This window comes from Aestuariibacter sp. GS-14 (assembly GCF_006494365.1).
In the GTDB taxonomy this organism is placed as follows: Bacteria; Pseudomonadota; Gammaproteobacteria; order Enterobacterales; family Alteromonadaceae; genus Alteromonas; species Alteromonas mangrovi.
On sequence record NZ_VHIP01000002.1, the window covers coordinates 178,877 to 195,643 of the forward strand.

General features: G+C 47.5%; 11 protein-coding genes. 5 read left to right on the forward strand and 6 right to left on the reverse strand.

Annotation, left to right across the window (positions count from 1 at the left end; all coding sequences use genetic code 11):
• Positions 1-15: 15 nt before the first annotated feature.
• Together FJ444_RS21710 and bamE are read right to left on the reverse strand one after the other, a co-directional pair.
• Positions 16-3,153, reverse strand: coding sequence for a ligand-binding sensor domain-containing diguanylate cyclase (locus FJ444_RS21710; protein ID WP_140956622.1), 3,138 nt, complete (start codon positions 3,151-3,153; stop codon positions 16-18).
• A 187-nt stretch (positions 3,154-3,340) separates the two neighbouring features.
• Positions 3,341-3,964 (reverse strand): outer membrane protein assembly factor BamE, encoded by a 624-nt coding sequence (bamE, locus tag FJ444_RS03930; RefSeq protein WP_140956623.1) that lies wholly within the window; start codon positions 3,962-3,964, stop codon positions 3,341-3,343.
• Between the two features lie 317 nt (positions 3,965-4,281).
• Here bamE and FJ444_RS03935 point away from each other — a divergent pair, with 317 nt between their 5' ends.
• Positions 4,282-6,369 (forward strand): YncE family protein, encoded by a 2,088-nt coding sequence (locus FJ444_RS03935; RefSeq protein ID WP_140956624.1) that lies wholly within the window; start codon positions 4,282-4,284, stop codon positions 6,367-6,369.
• A 73-nt stretch (positions 6,370-6,442) separates the two neighbouring features.
• Here the strand turns inward: FJ444_RS03935 and FJ444_RS03940 are convergent, their stop codons facing one another.
• Positions 6,443-7,285, reverse strand: coding sequence for an HDOD domain-containing protein (locus tag FJ444_RS03940; protein ID WP_140956625.1), 843 nt, complete (start codon positions 7,283-7,285; stop codon positions 6,443-6,445).
• Between the two features lie 326 nt (positions 7,286-7,611).
• Here FJ444_RS03940 and FJ444_RS03945 point away from each other — a divergent pair, with 326 nt between their 5' ends.
• Positions 7,612-10,083 (forward strand): hypothetical protein, encoded by a 2,472-nt coding sequence (locus tag FJ444_RS03945; protein ID WP_140956626.1) that lies wholly within the window; start codon positions 7,612-7,614, stop codon positions 10,081-10,083.
• Between the two features lie 43 nt (positions 10,084-10,126).
• Here FJ444_RS03945 and FJ444_RS03950 read toward each other — a convergent pair whose 3' ends face one another.
• Both FJ444_RS03950 and FJ444_RS03955 read right to left on the reverse strand, forming a co-directional pair.
• Positions 10,127-11,002 carry a LysR family transcriptional regulator gene (locus FJ444_RS03950; protein WP_140956627.1) on the reverse strand — a complete coding sequence of 292 codons (876 nt, stop codon included), beginning with the start codon at positions 11,000-11,002 and terminating at the stop codon, positions 10,127-10,129.
• Positions 11,003-11,172: 170 nt separating this feature from the next.
• Positions 11,173-12,771, reverse strand: coding sequence for an ABC-F family ATPase (locus tag FJ444_RS03955; protein ID WP_140956628.1), 1,599 nt, complete (start codon positions 12,769-12,771; stop codon positions 11,173-11,175).
• A gap of 309 nt (positions 12,772-13,080) precedes the next feature.
• Here FJ444_RS03955 and FJ444_RS03960 point away from each other — a divergent pair, with 309 nt between their 5' ends.
• From FJ444_RS03960 to FJ444_RS03965, 3 genes are all read left to right on the forward strand, one after another.
• Positions 13,081-13,767 carry a glutathione S-transferase family protein gene (locus tag FJ444_RS03960; RefSeq protein ID WP_140956629.1) on the forward strand — a complete coding sequence of 229 codons (687 nt, stop codon included), beginning with the start codon at positions 13,081-13,083 and terminating at the stop codon, positions 13,765-13,767.
• 70 nt (positions 13,768-13,837) lie between these two features.
• Positions 13,838-14,002: a hypothetical protein gene (locus FJ444_RS21330; protein WP_181405053.1), complete on the forward strand. Its 165-nt coding sequence runs from the start codon at positions 13,838-13,840 to the stop codon at positions 14,000-14,002.
• A 90-nt stretch (positions 14,003-14,092) separates the two neighbouring features.
• Positions 14,093-14,959: a WYL domain-containing protein gene (locus FJ444_RS03965; protein WP_140956630.1), complete on the forward strand. Its 867-nt coding sequence runs from the start codon at positions 14,093-14,095 to the stop codon at positions 14,957-14,959.
• Positions 14,960-15,016: 57 nt separating this feature from the next.
• On the opposite strand, the gene FJ444_RS03970 is transcribed toward FJ444_RS03965, so the two are convergent.
• On the reverse strand, positions 15,017-16,675 hold the full coding sequence (locus tag FJ444_RS03970) for a fatty acid--CoA ligase (protein WP_140956631.1): 1,659 nt from the start codon (positions 16,673-16,675) through the stop codon (positions 15,017-15,019).
• Positions 16,676-16,767 lie beyond the last annotated feature (92 nt).

Here is a 16,767-nt window from a genome sequence, read left to right on the forward strand (position 1 = left end):
GGTGGTACCGAACGCTTAAGGCCGTATAATGGTTTCAGCGTGATCAAACACTCTGGCGGGCTGCTGCTGAATAAGCGTTAGCGTTTCTTCAGAAGCATGTTCTTTAATGGCAGTTACCCCTGTCCAGGTATCTCTACTGCGACTCTTTGATACATACAGGGCCGCATCAGCTATGGCTACGGTGGTGTGCCAGTCGAAGAAATTATAGTGTTGCTGTTGAAGTGGGTAGGGCGCAAAGCCTACCGAACAGCTCACACTGAGTTTGACGTGATCGTTTACTTTAAATTCGGTACCGTTAATTTCTGAAACTACGCGCTCTGCCAGCAGGTGAGCTTCGGTACGCGAGGAATTATGAACTACGGCTAAAAATTCTTCACCACCCCAGCGAACAAGGTAATCGGTATCCCGAAAAATACGGCTTAATCGGTATCGCGTTTCTACCAATACCGCGTCGCCCGCTTGATGACCATGGGTGTCATTGATGCGTTTAAAGTGGTCCAGGTCGATCACTAAAAATAACAGGTCTGATTCGAAAGTAGGGCGAATGCGGTTGTTTTCGCAATCGGTGTAATAGCGCTGTACACGGCGTAAATCACGCTTGATATTCTGGGTGAGAAAGCGCCGGTTGTTCAGGCCGGTAAGCGCATCGGTTAAGCTGGCTTTTTCCAGTGCGGCTGCCTGTTCACTTAGTTTTTGGTTGGCGGCTACCAGTTCCGTAGTGCGATCCATTACGCGTTGTTCAAGTACCCGCTGGCGATAGCGGTAATGCCGTAAACCCAACTGGTGAAGCACATAAATTGCCCCGAGCAATAACAATATACTGGCAGTGCGCGCGGCGGGAGTTTGATACCAGGCGGGTAACACTGTAAACCGCTGACTCAAGGAGTTACTTTGCCAGTGTTTACCATCATAGGTATATTCAATATTGAGTTCATAATCGCCTGGTTCCGGACTGGTAAGGGTAACGCTACGGTGATCGGCGTCCAGCTGCGTCCAGCGGTCATCTTGTCCGGCTAGCTGATAACGATACTGAATAAGCTCAGGCGAAAGGTAATCCAAAGCCACAAATTCAAATGACACACGTTTGGGAAGGGCTTCAAACTGAATGGAATCGTTGGTTAGCGGTAGGCTTTTTAGTTCGTCCTGCTGTGTACGCACACTTACATGGGTAAACACTAACGAGATTTCTTCCTGAACAACAGCGCGCCCTGTTGGCGTTACCACAGTTAAACCATTTTTACCGCCAAACACAGCTTCACCTTGCGCTGTCATGGCGGCTGCACCGCGGGAGTAAGGCGTATTAATGGCCTGATTACCCGTGATAACTTTTTCTGCTTGTTTATCCTGCATGGAAATCGCCGCGATCCCACGGGATGTGCCTACCCATATCTTCCCCTGACTCTCGCCGGCAATCGCAGCAACGGCGTTACCCGGCAAGTTTTGCTCATCGGTAATTTGTTGCCAGTCTGCTTTATCTTTACTGCCAACAAACATCCCGCCATTACTGGTAGCAACCCAAATTTGCCCTAAGCTGTCTGCGTAAATGTCTGAAACAAACTGCTGTTGCAATGCGGCGTGCGCCACAGTTTGAATGCTGCCAGACTGCTCACCACCAGGCGACAAAGGCAGGTGATAAAAGCCATGCCAGGTGCCAATCCACAAACTGTCTTGAGTAGCCAGTAAGGCTGAGACACGCCGGTCGGGAATGGTTTCACTGAGTATCTGTTTGGCGTCCTGTGGGCGTGAATCAGGATACATCCACAAGCCATCGGTACCGCCAAGCCACAATGTCTTTTGAGTATTTGCAAATGCGCCGGTAAAGGTTGTGGCGGGTCTGTCTGGCAGAGCAATGGGGGTTACCAGACGCTCCGGTGAAAAAAGGCTAACGGTGGCAAAATTAGCTGAGGCATACAGTGTTTCCGACGCATCGGCGTAAAGTGTTTCAACCGGATCGCCAATAGACTGCCACCATGTTTGTGTTACGCCTTTTTTGGGGTGCAGGTTTATCAGGCCGTGCTCGCCATTGGCAACCACCAGTGAATCCTGCAGTGCAACCACGGCGTGCACTTTAGAATCGGGCAGGCCTATCTCCATCCCAAGTCCTCCCAGGATGTAATTTACGGCGGTGTTTCTGGCATCGTAAATATTCAGCGTGTCGCCAGCACCAATCCACACCAGTCCTCTTGAATCCCGGTACAAACACCAAATGTTGCTGTCGCTCAAACCGGCTGGCTGTAGGCGGTTGTACTGAAAATGACGTTGGGTTTGTGCAGCTATGTCAATTTCTACCAACCCATGTCCAAACGTGCCCAGTAACAACACGTTATCGCGTTCTTCCACCATGTTGTATATCCAGGCGGCCTGTGCTTGTCCTTGCAATGCAATAGGGGTGAATGGCCCACTTGCATGTTGCACGAATAAGCCGTTTTGCGCCGTTCCGATCACCAGACTACCCGCATTTACACTGGTAATTGCACTAATGCGAACATGCGAAGGGAATGCCTCTGAGCGTTGAAGAGTGGTGAATGTGTTTTGCTCATTGCGGGCGAAATAAAGCCCTTTATCGGTGCCCACCCAAAGCGTGTTGGATGAATCCAGGTGAATCGCATAAATCCGCATGGATTCGGGTAGCGCAATGGGAGTGAGAATGGCGGAGGTGGTGTTAAACCGAAATAACGAGCGATCACCAGCAACAATCAGCACATCCTGAGCCGCATTGGCGTTGGCATTACTATTGGATGAAGAGGTTATCGTTTGAACTGATACATCTTTAAACTGTTCGGTTGCCACTGCAAGCAGTGTGTTGCGAGATGAGTCGAGTTGATATAGCCCCTGATTTGTTCCGATCCAAATTCGCTGACGGTTATCTTTATGCGTAGCCTGGATTTGCGGCGTTAAGGCGGTTTGAGTCAGGGTATCGAAACGGGCTTTTACTAAAAAATGCGAGTCCCAACGCCATAATCCATTTGCAGCAGAGAGCCACATTAATCCTTGCTGGTCTTCAACGATGGAATCGAGCGGTCCTTCAATGCCCGATGTTGCGCTAAGTGGGGCCTGAAAAATGGGTTGCGACAAACTTTGCCAACGGTTTTCCTGGGCATGCGAAGACACACTGCAAAGTAATAGCAATGCTATCGAAATCAATCGCGGCAAGGAATGGCTACTCGTAAACAAACTATTGCACCCAACATACTACAAAGGCGGCGTTAGCTGGCTCGATTGGCACAGACAACAAGAGTGGGCAAGTATACGCCTTTCGTATAAGTTGTGCCAATCGCAAATAAGAAAAGTTATTGTTTAGGTTTGTGAGTTTTCAGGTAAGTTAAACAGCCGGAGAGCTTCAATAGTCTCCTGGCTCTATCACTTCAACCTTTGCTACGCGACTATGTTTGTCGAAGGCAACGAACACGTTGTAAGTGACATTGGGATAGGTCATGTCAACATAACGTGTAACCGGATACCGATAGGCCATGACGTAGCTATAGCCACTCTGTGGTGCAGGGGAGGGATGTTCACCAGACGGTTGTCCCATTATTTCGATGACACGGGATTGGGTATCTCCCAGCTTAATTTTCTGTGCATCCCCGACAATAAAATAGGTACTGTCGTTGGGAAATGAACTTAAATATTCCATGCCGGTGAGCTTACCATTTTCATCAAAATAGAAGCTTTGCAGTCGACTGGCCACGTGATCCGGCGATAGGGCTTTGGCTTTCCGATCGTAAAACATATAAGTAATACTGGGTCGGCTTGTAGACTCACCTGTTGTTATATTGGGCTTGCCCATTAGCTCAAGTATCTCTTGTTTGGTCGTGACACCATACTGCACCTGAGGTTCGGTGAGTCTGTTGAAGTCTCTGCCATGAGATAGTGTGGGTACAGGAAACGAAACCGCGCAACTAACCAATGCAATGGCTGCAATCAATAGTAGGGTTAACTGACAAACACGCTTTTTAATAAACACTGCTTTAACCTCGCTTCCAAATCACCAGTTATTACTAACTGTTTAGCTATTTTATTATAGCCTATCACGACATTAGTCTTTTGTTGTCACTTCAACATACTTCTTCTGTTTGCTTTATGTAAATTCAAAATAATTTAATTTTTATTTATATAAAATTCATAGTGTTGTTTTTTATTTCAATATATTACCGATAAATCTGACGATTTCCTGCATCCACTTGAGCTCCCTCGATCGTTATTTCCAGTGATAGCTGATTTATGTCGTTTTATATCTTGGCGTCGACTATTGCTAATTGTGATTGACGGAGAATAACTCTAATGACTCATTCAAAAAAAGTTTCTATGTTTGGAAAAACGGTTTTAGCGGCCTCACTTGCCTTTGCGTTAGCCGGCTGTGTTGATGATGGCGATACAGGTCCTCAGGGTCCGGCTGGTATGGATGGTGCCGACGGCAGTAACGGTACTAACGGCACTGATGGCGTAAATGGCGCGCCATCTTTTCCACAAGGCTTGTTCCTGGTGGCTAACAATGGCGCTGACAATGCAGGAACCGTGGATACGGTAGATCAAAGCCGAGCTTACCTAAGCACATTTACCACGGGTAACAACGAAGGGATCGCATTAGATGGCTTAGGCAACTTGTATCAGGCTGGTGATGCGACCAACGGCAGTTTACGCGCAGTGTGCCGAGCAACATCGCGCAGTGGCGGTATGTTCATGGCATCGAAGGACCGAGAAATTACCGGTGAATCAACCGGATTGGTCAACCCGAAAGGAATACACTTTGACCAAAGCAGTGGTTTGGTATTCGTTGCCGATTTTAATGGTCAGCAAATCAGCGTATTTGGCTCTAATGCCGCGGGTAATGCCATGCCTGTTGCAGAGATTATGATGTCTGCCAAACCCTGGGATGTCACTTATGATGCGGTAAATGATCGCATGTACGCTGCACTCACCGACGGCACCGTTGCCGTTTATGACCAGGTGATGGCGATGGACTTTGCACCAACGGTAATGCGCTCAATCGTGCCCTCTGACGCCGATGGTAATCAGATATCAGTGAATCTGCATGGCATTGTATTTGATGCTAAACACGACCGCTTGATTGTGTCAGATGTGGGGGACGCCAGTGTTGCGGATGACGGCCAGATTTTCGTCTTGTCGGGTGCCAGTATGGCCAATGGTATGGTTGAGCCAATGCGACAGATTGGTGGGCCCATGTCAATGCTGGGCAATCCGGTAGACATTATTTTAACAGGCACAACGTTGCGCGTTGCAGAGAAGTCAAACAATGCGGTACTGGTGTTTAGTAATATCTATTCGGGAATGAGTGGTGACATGGCACCGGATTTGGCGTCTGCTTCAGTAAAGCCAGAGTCGTTGGCAGAAGTTACGGCTATGCCAACGATGTACGATATTTCAGATAACGCACTAAATACCGCGTCTCTGCTTGGTGTAGCGGTTTCGTCTAATCCGGCATCAGGGGCGACCACCGGAGAAGTGGCTCAGTTTAGTGCAGTGCTTAACGCCCAAACCAAAGCGTTTAATTTTGGTATGAGCATAGAAAGCGTGACTTATGATCTCCAAGGCGATGCTTATGCCACATTTGACGATCCGGTCACATCGATGGGTGGGGTATTAATTGGTAGTCGTATAGCCAGACATCGAGATGGTGAAATGTACTCTGCAATGCAGGATCGTATGATCATGGGGGTAAATACTGGTTTGGTAACGCCCAAAGGACTGGATGTAAATTCTGAGCATGGGCTCATTTTTGTGGCTGAACTGGATGCAACAGCACCAGGCATATTTATATTTTCCGGCTGTGCAGAAGGTGATGTTATGCCTTTACTTAAACTTATTCCTGCCAATGGCGCACGTCCATGGGATGTGGACTATGACGCTGCAACAGACAGAGCTTTTGCAGCGCTGACCAACGGTACCATTGCGGTATTTGATCAGGTAACAGCAAAATTGATGTCAGGCACAACGGAAATTACCGGTGAAGATCGGTTGATCACGCCAGCTATGTCGGGCGTTGCTGTTGCGGCTCCAACCAACATTCACGGTATCGACTACGACGTACAGAGTGATAGTTTGGTTGTGTCTGATGTGGGCAGTGCGGCCGATGCTACCGACGGCAAACTCTATGTACTACCCGGTGCCGGAATGGCCGATGGTCTTACTGATATATCGGTGTCTATTGCCGGTCCAGCAACTATGCTGGGCAATCCGGTGGATATCATGCTCAGCAACGGGCATGTTTACGTGGCTGAAAAATCTAACGACATGATTATGCGTTGGGATAACATTTTAAATCGCGAGAGTGGCGATATCCCGGCTGATTACGGTTTCAGCTACACCAAACCAGAGTCTGTCGCGGTTATTCCTGCGTACCTTTGGTAAATCACGATAGCAAGTAAAAGCCCCGGTTCACGGGGCTTTTTTTGTCCACGGAATAACTTCTGTTCAATCGTCGCTAGAAAATGTTAAACGCATTGGGGTTAAATAGCTGAATAACGCTTAACACCTGAATATTGGTTTCATCTACCGCTTTCGTTACGTCGTCGTCGCTCAGTCCTAATTCAGAAATCAAGGTTCCTGTTACGTGAGACTGCTCACCATAGATATCGGCATTCACATTATCCAGCGCCAGTTCATAGCTAAGTTTGATGATTTGATTCGCTACATCCATACCTGACACATTGCTAAAAATGGTAGAGATGGGTCCGTATATCGATTCAGGTAATCCCCAGTGTTCAATTAATGAAGCCGAAAAATCAGCATAGGTGAATCCCATGGTACGTTGTTGAATAACCGAAGGTGTAATATCGGGCGAGAGTGTAGCGCATTGTCGGGCGATGTCTGGTTGTAGTTTCACCATTGCCAGTTCACCAACATTATGAAGTAATCCGGTAACAAACAGGGTTTCAGAACCCCGTATGCGTTTTTGGTCGGCAAAGTACTTACTGAGTAGTGCACAACTCACGCTTTGTTCCCAAAACCGGTCCATATCAATTACCGATGCGTCAATTTCCTTAAACGTATGGGACACACCATAAGACAACACCAAATCGTAGGTCGCTTTAGTGCCAATCACCTGAATGGCTTTGGTGACGGTATCTATACTGTGTGGGAATCGATAGAACGCACTGTTGGCTATTTTTAATAACTGTGTAGTGAGAGAGGGGTCAAAGGCAATGATTTCTGCTACGTCATCCAAATTGCTGGCAGGGTCTTCGATGCATTCTTTTAGCTGGGTAACCGAGTCAGGGAGCACAAATACCGATTCTGCCTGTTGTACTAATTCTGCTAAATTCATAGTCCACTTCAATTTGTTTATTTGGCCTTCAGCTACGGTTATGCAACCTGAGTATGAACAGGCGGCATCGCAACACAACGTTGAATGAAAGAGAGGGTGAGCATGAACGGTGTGATGAATGAAGTTACTGCTACTACACGTTCAACGACCACTGCACTTTAATTAACTATAGTTCACAACGACACTTTCTATAGCTCTTTTTGGCGATTTTTATTCGTCTGCCATTCAGATTATCCCGTTTTACAACATAAAGCATGTTGAAACTATCGATTATTTTATGAGCACAGCTTCACTACACTCTCTTTGATAAAAATAAGGAGTTAGCCATGTTCACAAAACACATCAGGGTTATATCTGTGCTGTGGGTTGTCGTTGGTACATTTGCCAGCAGTGTACACGCAGCATTAACAGAAGAAGACATAATTGCCTTATCTCTTGGCGCCTATGGTCGCTTCCCTCTGCTTGATTCAACCATGTCAATTCATGACAATCACGCATTGTATGATCAGGCCAGAAGTACCCTGGCTGTAGGTATTGAGTTTAAAAATGTCCATGATGATTTGCTGGCAGAGAATCTGATTGTCTATGTTAATGGTTACGACGTTACCTATTTGGATCCCGGCACGGCTTATACGGTGTTTATTCCCTCAGGAAATCCAGCGAATCCCTATGGTGAAGCTGGTGCATTTTTGGAATACCCGCTTAATCTTACCAAGCAATATCCGCTGGCAAATATCACAGCAGAATTGATCCACATGGATACCGGTATTGTCATCGCGCGTGAAAAGGTGGTAGTGCTCGAAACCACGCAGGACAATCTAACGGGATTTACTGGCGTGCCTTCTGTTAACGAAGGGCTCAATTATCAGCTCACCGGCTATGGTATTGGTGGTGACGGTGACGGCAGTCCCACAGGGCTTGAACACAATGTGTCTGAAACCTTCCCCGTGCCCAGTCATGCCTATTTTACCAATGAGCTGGACGAGGCGGTTCAGGCCATTCCAACGACTACTCGTACAGAGTTAGATGCGTGTATAGAGCTGGATAAACTCGACGACAATCGGTTTTCAAATATTCTGGAGTTTCCTGCGTATGCAGAAGCCTTTGCCATTGCGACAGCAACGTACGCAGCATTTGAAGGGTGCAGGTCAAGTGGCCTCGGCGCTGCGGTGTGTAGCCGCTCGTGTGTGAAAAAGCCGCCGCTTGCCAAACATTTTAAATTGTGTGTGAACACGATGGAGGGTGAACCTGTAAGCGGCGCGATTGGCAATACGCATGATATTGAATTATCGGCGCTTACCAATTCTTCTGTAAACGAAGGACTCATTCGCGCCGATGTTGAATTGCACGATTTTCGCGGCGATGTTGATATTCATTTAAAGGACATGAGTATTGAGTGGCGCAATGATAATCGTTGCATTGGACGGCCCCGAGCAGATATCCCGCAGTCTCAGGTTGACGACCGGGACTGGTTGAGCGAATTTGCCGTCTGCCATACAACGATCACTGCCAATACAGTGGATTCCACTGCGCGCCGCGGTGTATCACCGGTTTATGGTATCTTCTCTCCCACAGATGACACCTCGCAAATTGAAGTGGACGATGTAACGCTGGGCGTACTAAAGTTGGTTCAGCCTACTGAAAACGCCAGTGTTGGCGCATGTGCTGAAACGTTCCTGAATCAGACCGCCAAAGATATCGTACGTCACTTTTCGCCCAAAATGGAAAAGGCCGTCAACGACACCTTTAACGCGAATTCACCCGATACCATGCTGGCAGAAACCATTGAACGAGCTTTGCAACCTCTGGAACTGGTGGATATAAAAAGCACGGGCATAGAGATGAACCATACCTTTGAAAGTATCAAAACAGCGCCAGAATCCGGTCTGACAATAAAATATGGTTCAAGCTTTACGCCATTGGTAACGGAAAGCCGTGGGGTGCCTGTGTCCAGATACGTGGTGCAGGGTACACCAATGTACAGTGACTTATTTTACTCACTGGATAATTACGGTAATACGGTGTCGTCGAATCATGGATATACCTCTTCATGGCTAAATCACCTGATGTACGCGAAAGGTCAGTCGTTTATTTTAAATAAAACCTTTACGTTTACTGAAGCCCAGTTGGGGACCAAGGAATTCGGTGACAGTACGCAAACTTTCGACGGTAGTGTGTTAACCGAGATTCATCCCGGCCTGGATTATCTGAAAGGGCAAACGGTGGAAATTGGCATGTATCGCAATTTGAACCCGTTTTTCTATCAGGTTGAAGATCCCAATCCTGTTGATTTAGTACCACTGGTTGGATCCCCTAACAGTTTTATAATGGAAGGTGTCCGCGTGGTGGTGAAAGCACCTAATGAAGTGCTACCAAACGGAGAGACGGTTATCGGCGAAACCTTTATTGAGCTCTCGCTGGGCTTGTTTGAAGAAGAGTTTGATTTATTCCACGATGAAGCTTTTCAAGTCCCGTATCTTGAACCTACGTTGATTGCTGATTTGGTCAACAAAATGTCGATGGACATTATCCGCTTTAACAGCCCGAGCTGTGCCAAAATCAAGCATGAACGCGGTACCGCTGACTATGGCGCGTGTGAGAGAGTCATTGAACGGGGGCTAAAAGCCTTTATGTATGACCATCTGTATACCATGATGGATGAACTGTTAAGCGATATCCCTGCCGTTCAGTACTACGTGTCGGAATCCGACGATAAGCAGGTGCAGCAGCAAATTCAACAAACATCTCGGTTCCACAACATGGGGCGTGTGAATATTGCAGGCTATCTGCCCAATTAGAAACGTGCAGTATGAGTTAAAGCCGGGTAAATACCCGGCTTTGTTATTTTTGCATGGAAAATCGACTGATTAAGAAGTCACCGAAAGCCCGGGCAGCCGGTGATATTTGTGACTTGCCTGGAAACAGCAGCGCAATATCAAACGTCAGAATAGCCTGATCGGGGAAGAGCCTGACTAACTGCCCACTGTTAACTGCATCTTCAACCATATAATCGGGCAAAAAGGCAACACCCAGACCCGCGACGGCCACCTCACGCGACGCATCCCCACAGTCAGTCCACACCGGGCCTTGCACGTGCTGTTCGGGTTGCAGTGGCCAGTAATTCTTAAAGCGGGGAACAGTACAAATTGCGCAGGGCATGGATGCAATATCACTTAATTGTGTTGGCATACCAAACTTCATGAGTAATGACGGGGCCGCAACCAGCCAAATCTCACAATTAGCCAGGTGACGGGCGACCATAGAAGAATCGTCCAGTCGTGTTACGCGAATAGATATATCCGCCCCCTGCGCTGATAAATCAATGCGATCATCGCTAAGCAGCCAATGGATGGTCAGTTTGGGGTATTGCTCAACAAAGTCGGGAAGCAATGGAATCAATCGCTTTTGGGCAAAAGTGGTTGTACAAGCTACCCGAAGCTCACCCTCAACATTTTCAAGCGGTAGTTGTGCCATTTCATTGAGTGTACTGATTGACTCAATAATTGCTTCACATTGTGGGAACAAGCGTTTGCCCGCATCATTCAGGGCGACGTTTCGGGTGGTTCTGAGCAATAGCGGTTGGCCAATGTATTGTTCAAATTCCTTTACCAACCGACTTACCGACGTTGCAGAACAGTTCAGGCGTTCGGCGCCCGCGTTAAAACTACCGTATTTCACTACGGTTACAAATGCCTGCAACGCTTTGGTGTTTTTCATTCCTACAACATACAAGGTCGACTTGTTTGTCTTATTTTTAATCTAATCTGCCAAAGGTTGCAAACATGGATACGCTGAGTTGACGCGTGCTGATGCTTGTAGCCGTTTATTAATCAACGAAAAAGAACGCCATAAGGCGCTCTTTAATGGTGAAATCTATTTGTGGGATATTACGAGTGCATCGCACTTAAGTGCGCTTCAAATTCTTCGTAAGTGCCATCAAAATGCGTGATCTTCTGGTCTTTAATCTCTATCACCTGAGAGGCAATGGAGCTAACGAATTCCCGATCGTGGCTTACAAAAATAACCGTACCTTCAAACGCTAGTAAAGCATTGTTCAGGGCTTCAATGGATTCCATATCCAGGTGGTTGGTGGGTTCATCCATCACCAGTACGTTGATGTCCTGTAGCATGATTTTGCCAAAAAGCAGGCGGTTTTTCTCTCCACCCGAACACACACTGACTTTCTTGTTGAAGTCGTCAGAGCCAAATAGCAGACGGCCAAGCATGCCTTTAACCTGCAGATCGTCGTGTTTTGGCTGACGCCACTGTGACATCCAGTCAAACATGGTCATGTCGTTGGCAAAGTCTTTTGAACTGTCTTGTGGAACGTACCCAACAGCCGCATTTTCGGCCCATTTTACGGTACCTTCATTGGCGGTTATGTCGTTAATCAAACATTTTAAAAAGGTCGTTTTACCGGCACCGTTTTCACCAATGATAGCCAGTTTTGAACCTGCTTCCAGCAACAGATTTGCGCCACTGAATAGTGGTGTATCTGTGTAGCCGTGTCCCAATTCTTCCAGGGTGATAGCCAGTCGGTGCAGTTTTTTGTGTTGTTTAAACTGAATAAAGGGCTTGCGACGGCTGGATGACTTGATGTCGGCAAGTTCGATCTTTTCCAGACGTCTGGCTCGCGACGTAGCCTGCTTGGCTTTTGACGCGTTTGCCGAGAAGCGGGCGACGAAGCTTTGTAATTCTTCAATTTCAGCACTCTTTTTGGCATTTTCATTGTGCAGCTGTTCCTGCACAAGTGCTGCAGCAGCAACGAATGCATCATAGTTGCCCGGATAAATTCGCAGGTCGCCATAATCGATATCGGCCATATGCGTGCATACCGAGTTTAAGAAGTGACGATCGTGCGAAATAATGATCATGGTAGACTTTCGCTTATTCAGCTCTTCTGCCAACCAGTGAATCGTATAGATATCCAGGTTGTTCGTTGGTTCGTCCAACAGCAGCACGTCCGGATCGGCAAACAGCGCTTGCGCTAACAACACCCGCACTTTACGACCAGGCGCTACTTCGCGCATTAAGCCGAAGTGGTAGCTTTCTTCAATGCCGGCGGCAATGAGTATATCGCCTGCACGGGATTCCGCAGTGTAGCCATCCATTTCGGCAAATTGTACTTCTAATTCGGCAACTTCCATGCCTTCTGCTTCGGACATATCCGCTTTGGCGTAAATTTCGTCACGGCGCTTTTTTACTTCCCACAGTTCGCGATCGCCCATGATTACTGCGTCAACAACGCTCATGTCTTCAAAGGCGAACTGATCCTGATTCAGGATCCCGAGTTTAGTACCGGGGGACAGTGAGACGTTACCTGCGGTGGGGGTTAACTTGCCGCTCAGAATTTTCATGAATGTGGATTTGCCACAGCCATTTGCGCCAATCAGGCCATAGCGATTACCGTTGCCAAATTTGGCAGAAATATTTTCAAATAATGGCGATGAGCCAAATTGCATTGTGATGTTGGCAGTGGTTATCAAAACTGTACTTCCGGGCTTGAAAAAAAGAGTGGCTAATGTTGCTTGCGTCGCGCAGTTGAGCTGCCTCACGCGCGGCGCGCAATATAATGGTTAAGGGCCAAAGTGTAAAGCCTGCGCGGTGAAATTTTCGCCAAATTTCGGTATTTGTCGTTAGACGGACAAAGGCATGCTAATGTGGTGTCTGTACTACAGACTCCTAACGTATAGTGGTACAGCGTATCAATACAGCGCTTTTTCACCGAAGCCTTGCACTGGCATCATCCACTCCTGCTCCAATTTAGAGTGTGTCATTCAACGGAGGAAACACACATGAGTTATACCCTGATCATTGGTAACAAAAACTATTCTTCATGGTCGATGAGGGCCTGGTTATTACTGGAGTTTCTGGGCGTATCCTATGAGGAAATATCCATAGATTTGTACACGGTGTCTACTAATGACGAAGTGCGGAAATTAGGCGGCGAAACCGGCCTCGTGCCGGTTTTAAAAGACGGCACGCTCACGATTTGGGAAACGTCGGCCATTATTGAATACCTTTATGAATCGTTTGCGCAGGTTTGGCCAGCAGACAAGGCGTTACGAGCCCGAGCAAGAAGCATTTGTGGTGAAGTGTATTCGGGTATGAGCGCTTTGCGTAATGCCATGCCGGTAAATACCCGGGCGCGATTTAATCTCACGGGCATTTCGTCTGCCGCGAATGCCGACATAAACAGAGTGGTTCAGATTTGGGAAGACTCTCTGACGTTATCAGGTGGCCCCTGGTTGTTCGGTGAATTCAGCGCTGCAGATATAGTGTTTGCCCCAATCGCTACTCGATTCCAAACCTACGGCGTTAAACTCACCGGTGATGCAAGCACTTATCAGGCACGTATTTTGAGTCATCCATTAATGGTAAAGTGGCTGGCAATGGGTAAAGCGGAACCGCAGGTAATTCCTCTGTTTGAAGAACAGTTCAGTGCGTTTCGGGTTGTTAATCCTGATAGCAATAACAATTGATCGGGAAGCGTGTTAGGGTAGTTTTTACCTTTTATTCCCTGGTGATTAAACAAACAACGGATGCTGGAGCATGGACGAAAAAAATAATGCGAGTAAAAGACTGACAATGGGCATTGGTGTTGGAGTGGCTATTGGCGTGGCATTGGGTGTAGCACTGGATAACGCAGCATTGGGTATAGGCGTGGGCGTTGCTATTGGTGCAGCCCTAATCACCACCGCAAAAAACAAACCCTGAGCTTGAGGCCGCACTTCGTCGATTGCGGCTTTACACCCGCGTTAAAATAAACCACACTGGCGCATTATCTATAAATTTGGCTTAGGGAAGATGCTAGACAGTATCAGTTTCGCGCAGCGTCAGCGTTTGGCGTACATCGATTTCTGCCTGTTGTTTAAAGGTGCTATTTACCGTCAGGATCTGATTAACCGCTTCGAAGTAGGGCTGTCAGCCGGTTCACGCGATTTTAATCTGTATAAAGACCTAGCCCCGGACAACCTTAGCTACGATTCCAGTGGCAAGCGTTATTATCAAACGGCCCAGTTTAAGCCGCTGTTCGAACACGATGCTCAGCGAACGCTTACCAAACTGGCGAACGACATCTCTGACGGTTTTGATGCCATTGGTGATATGCATTTTCCGGTAGAGGCTCCTTCAAGCCTGAACATTCCTGATATCTTTATTGTTGCAAAACTGGTGCAGGCCATTTTAAACAACAAAGCGGTTAGCGTGATTTATACCTCGTTAACCAGTGGCTCGAATGCCAGGGAATTAGTGCCGCACAGTATTGTAGACAACGGTTTACGCTGGCATGTGCGTGCGTTTGATCGCAAAAGTAACAGCTTTCGCGACTTTGTATTAACCCGTATTAGCAAAGTGACAATCAAAGCCACGCCAGACAGCCAGGAGAGGGGCGATCAGGATACCGAGTGGCATCGTATGTTGCCATTGCAACTGGTTCCGCACCCTAAAAATGTATCGTTTCCTACCGCCATTGAAATGGATTACGGCATGGAAAATAGTCAGTTGTTAATTAATGTCAGAGCTGCAATGGCCGGGTATTTGTTGCGTCGCTGGAATGTAGATTGTACCGAACGGGCTACGTTAAAAGGCGCAGAATACCAGTTGTGGTTACAAAACCGTTTTACTCTGAACAACGTTGAAAACCTGGCAATTGCACCGGGATACAAAAGCTGAGCAACTTAACGCCATCGACCAGGCATTTACCTGGTCGATTAGCGAGGACGAAAAGAATTAATTGTGCTGTTTGGACAGGCTGGCGCGAATTTCTTTTTTGTTGATTTTGCCCACAGAGGTTTTCGGAATATCGTCAACCATGGCAATCTTTTCCGGTACTGCCCACTTGGAAATTCTGCCTGAGTCTACAAACTGCATAAGATGCGCTTGTATGTCTTCACAGGTTAAGGATTGAGATTTAGGTACGATCATGGCGAAAGGGCGCTCGCCCCATTTTTTATCGGCTATGCCTACCACTGCCACCGCGGCAACGAGAGGGTGCTGACTGATCAGATTCTCAAGTTCAATAGATGACAGCCACTCGCCACCCGTTTTGATTACGTCTTTGATACGGTCTTTGATTTCTACAAAACCGTCGGGGCGAATACTGGCTACATCACCGGTGTGCAATCGTCCACCCTCCCACAGTTCTTCCTGCTTTTCGTTTTCTTTAAAATATCCCTGGGTGAGCCACGGAGTTTGTACGGTAATTTCGCCCACGGCGTTACCGTCGTGTGCAACGATATTACCCTCAGGGTCGGAAATCGTGAGGTCTACCATATTCGAAGGCACGCCCGTGAGGATCCGGTAGGCCAGTTGCTCATCGGGTGGCAACGCACGCTGCGCTTTGTTTAAATGGGTAACCGTAAGCAGAGGGCAGGTTTCCGACATACCATAAGCGGAATAGATGTCGGCCCCTTTGTCTGTAGCCGCTTGTGCCAGGCCTTTGGGCAGTGCGCTGCCTCCAATCAGGATTTTCCAGTCATCAAATCTCGCCTGCTGACCTTTTTCGCACCCCAGTAACATTTGTAAAATGGTAGGCACGCAGTGTGAAAAGTCCACTTTGTAGCGCTGGATGAGGTCAACCAGCATATTGGGCTCGTAGCGTCCGGGATAAATTTGCGTGGCGTTTAGCATGACTGCGGCATAAGGCACACCCCAGGCATGTACGTGGAACATCGGTGTAATGGGCATGTACACCGAATTGGAACGAAGTAACGGCAAGCCTTCGTAACTGCCCAGCATGCCCACCAGATTCATGGTATGCAACACCAATTGACGATGGCTGAAATACACCCCTTTCGGATTGCCCGTTGTGCCAGTGGTGTAAAAGGTAGTGGCGATGCTGTTTTCATCAAAGTCAGGGAAGTCATACTCATGGCTGTTGACAGCCAACAATGATTCATATTCACCTGCAGGAGTAATATTGATTGTAGCCGGCGCTACAGCGTTGAGATTGTCGGTTAAGCGAATATACCCTTGTACTGTATTCAGATGAGGCGCTAACTGATCTGCCAGCGGCATAAAATCATCGTGAACCAGTACAAGTGTATCTTCCGCGTGATTCATTGTGTAGGCCACTTGTTCGGGCGACAGGCGAATGTTCACATGATGTAATACCGCACCCAGCATAGGCACCGCAAAATAACATTCCAGATAGCGATGGCTGTCCCAATCCATCACTGCAACCGTGTCGCCTTCTTTCACTCCCGCAGCCTTTAACGCATTGGCAAGTTGCTTAACGCGACGGGTGAAATCGGTATAGCTGAAGTGTTGTTCACCGCGATAGATAATCTGGTTCTCGGGCTCAAACCGACCAGCCGAGGCAAATATGTTTTTTATCAGTAAGGGAAAAGACTGCGCATTGTTGGCACCTTGCAGAATTTTAGTCGGCATACACATCTCCGTTGTTTGCTGTAGGGTTGCAGAGTAATGAGATGTTTCATTGTTGTTAATAAATTGTGTTTTGGCAATTGGGTGGCGCTAAA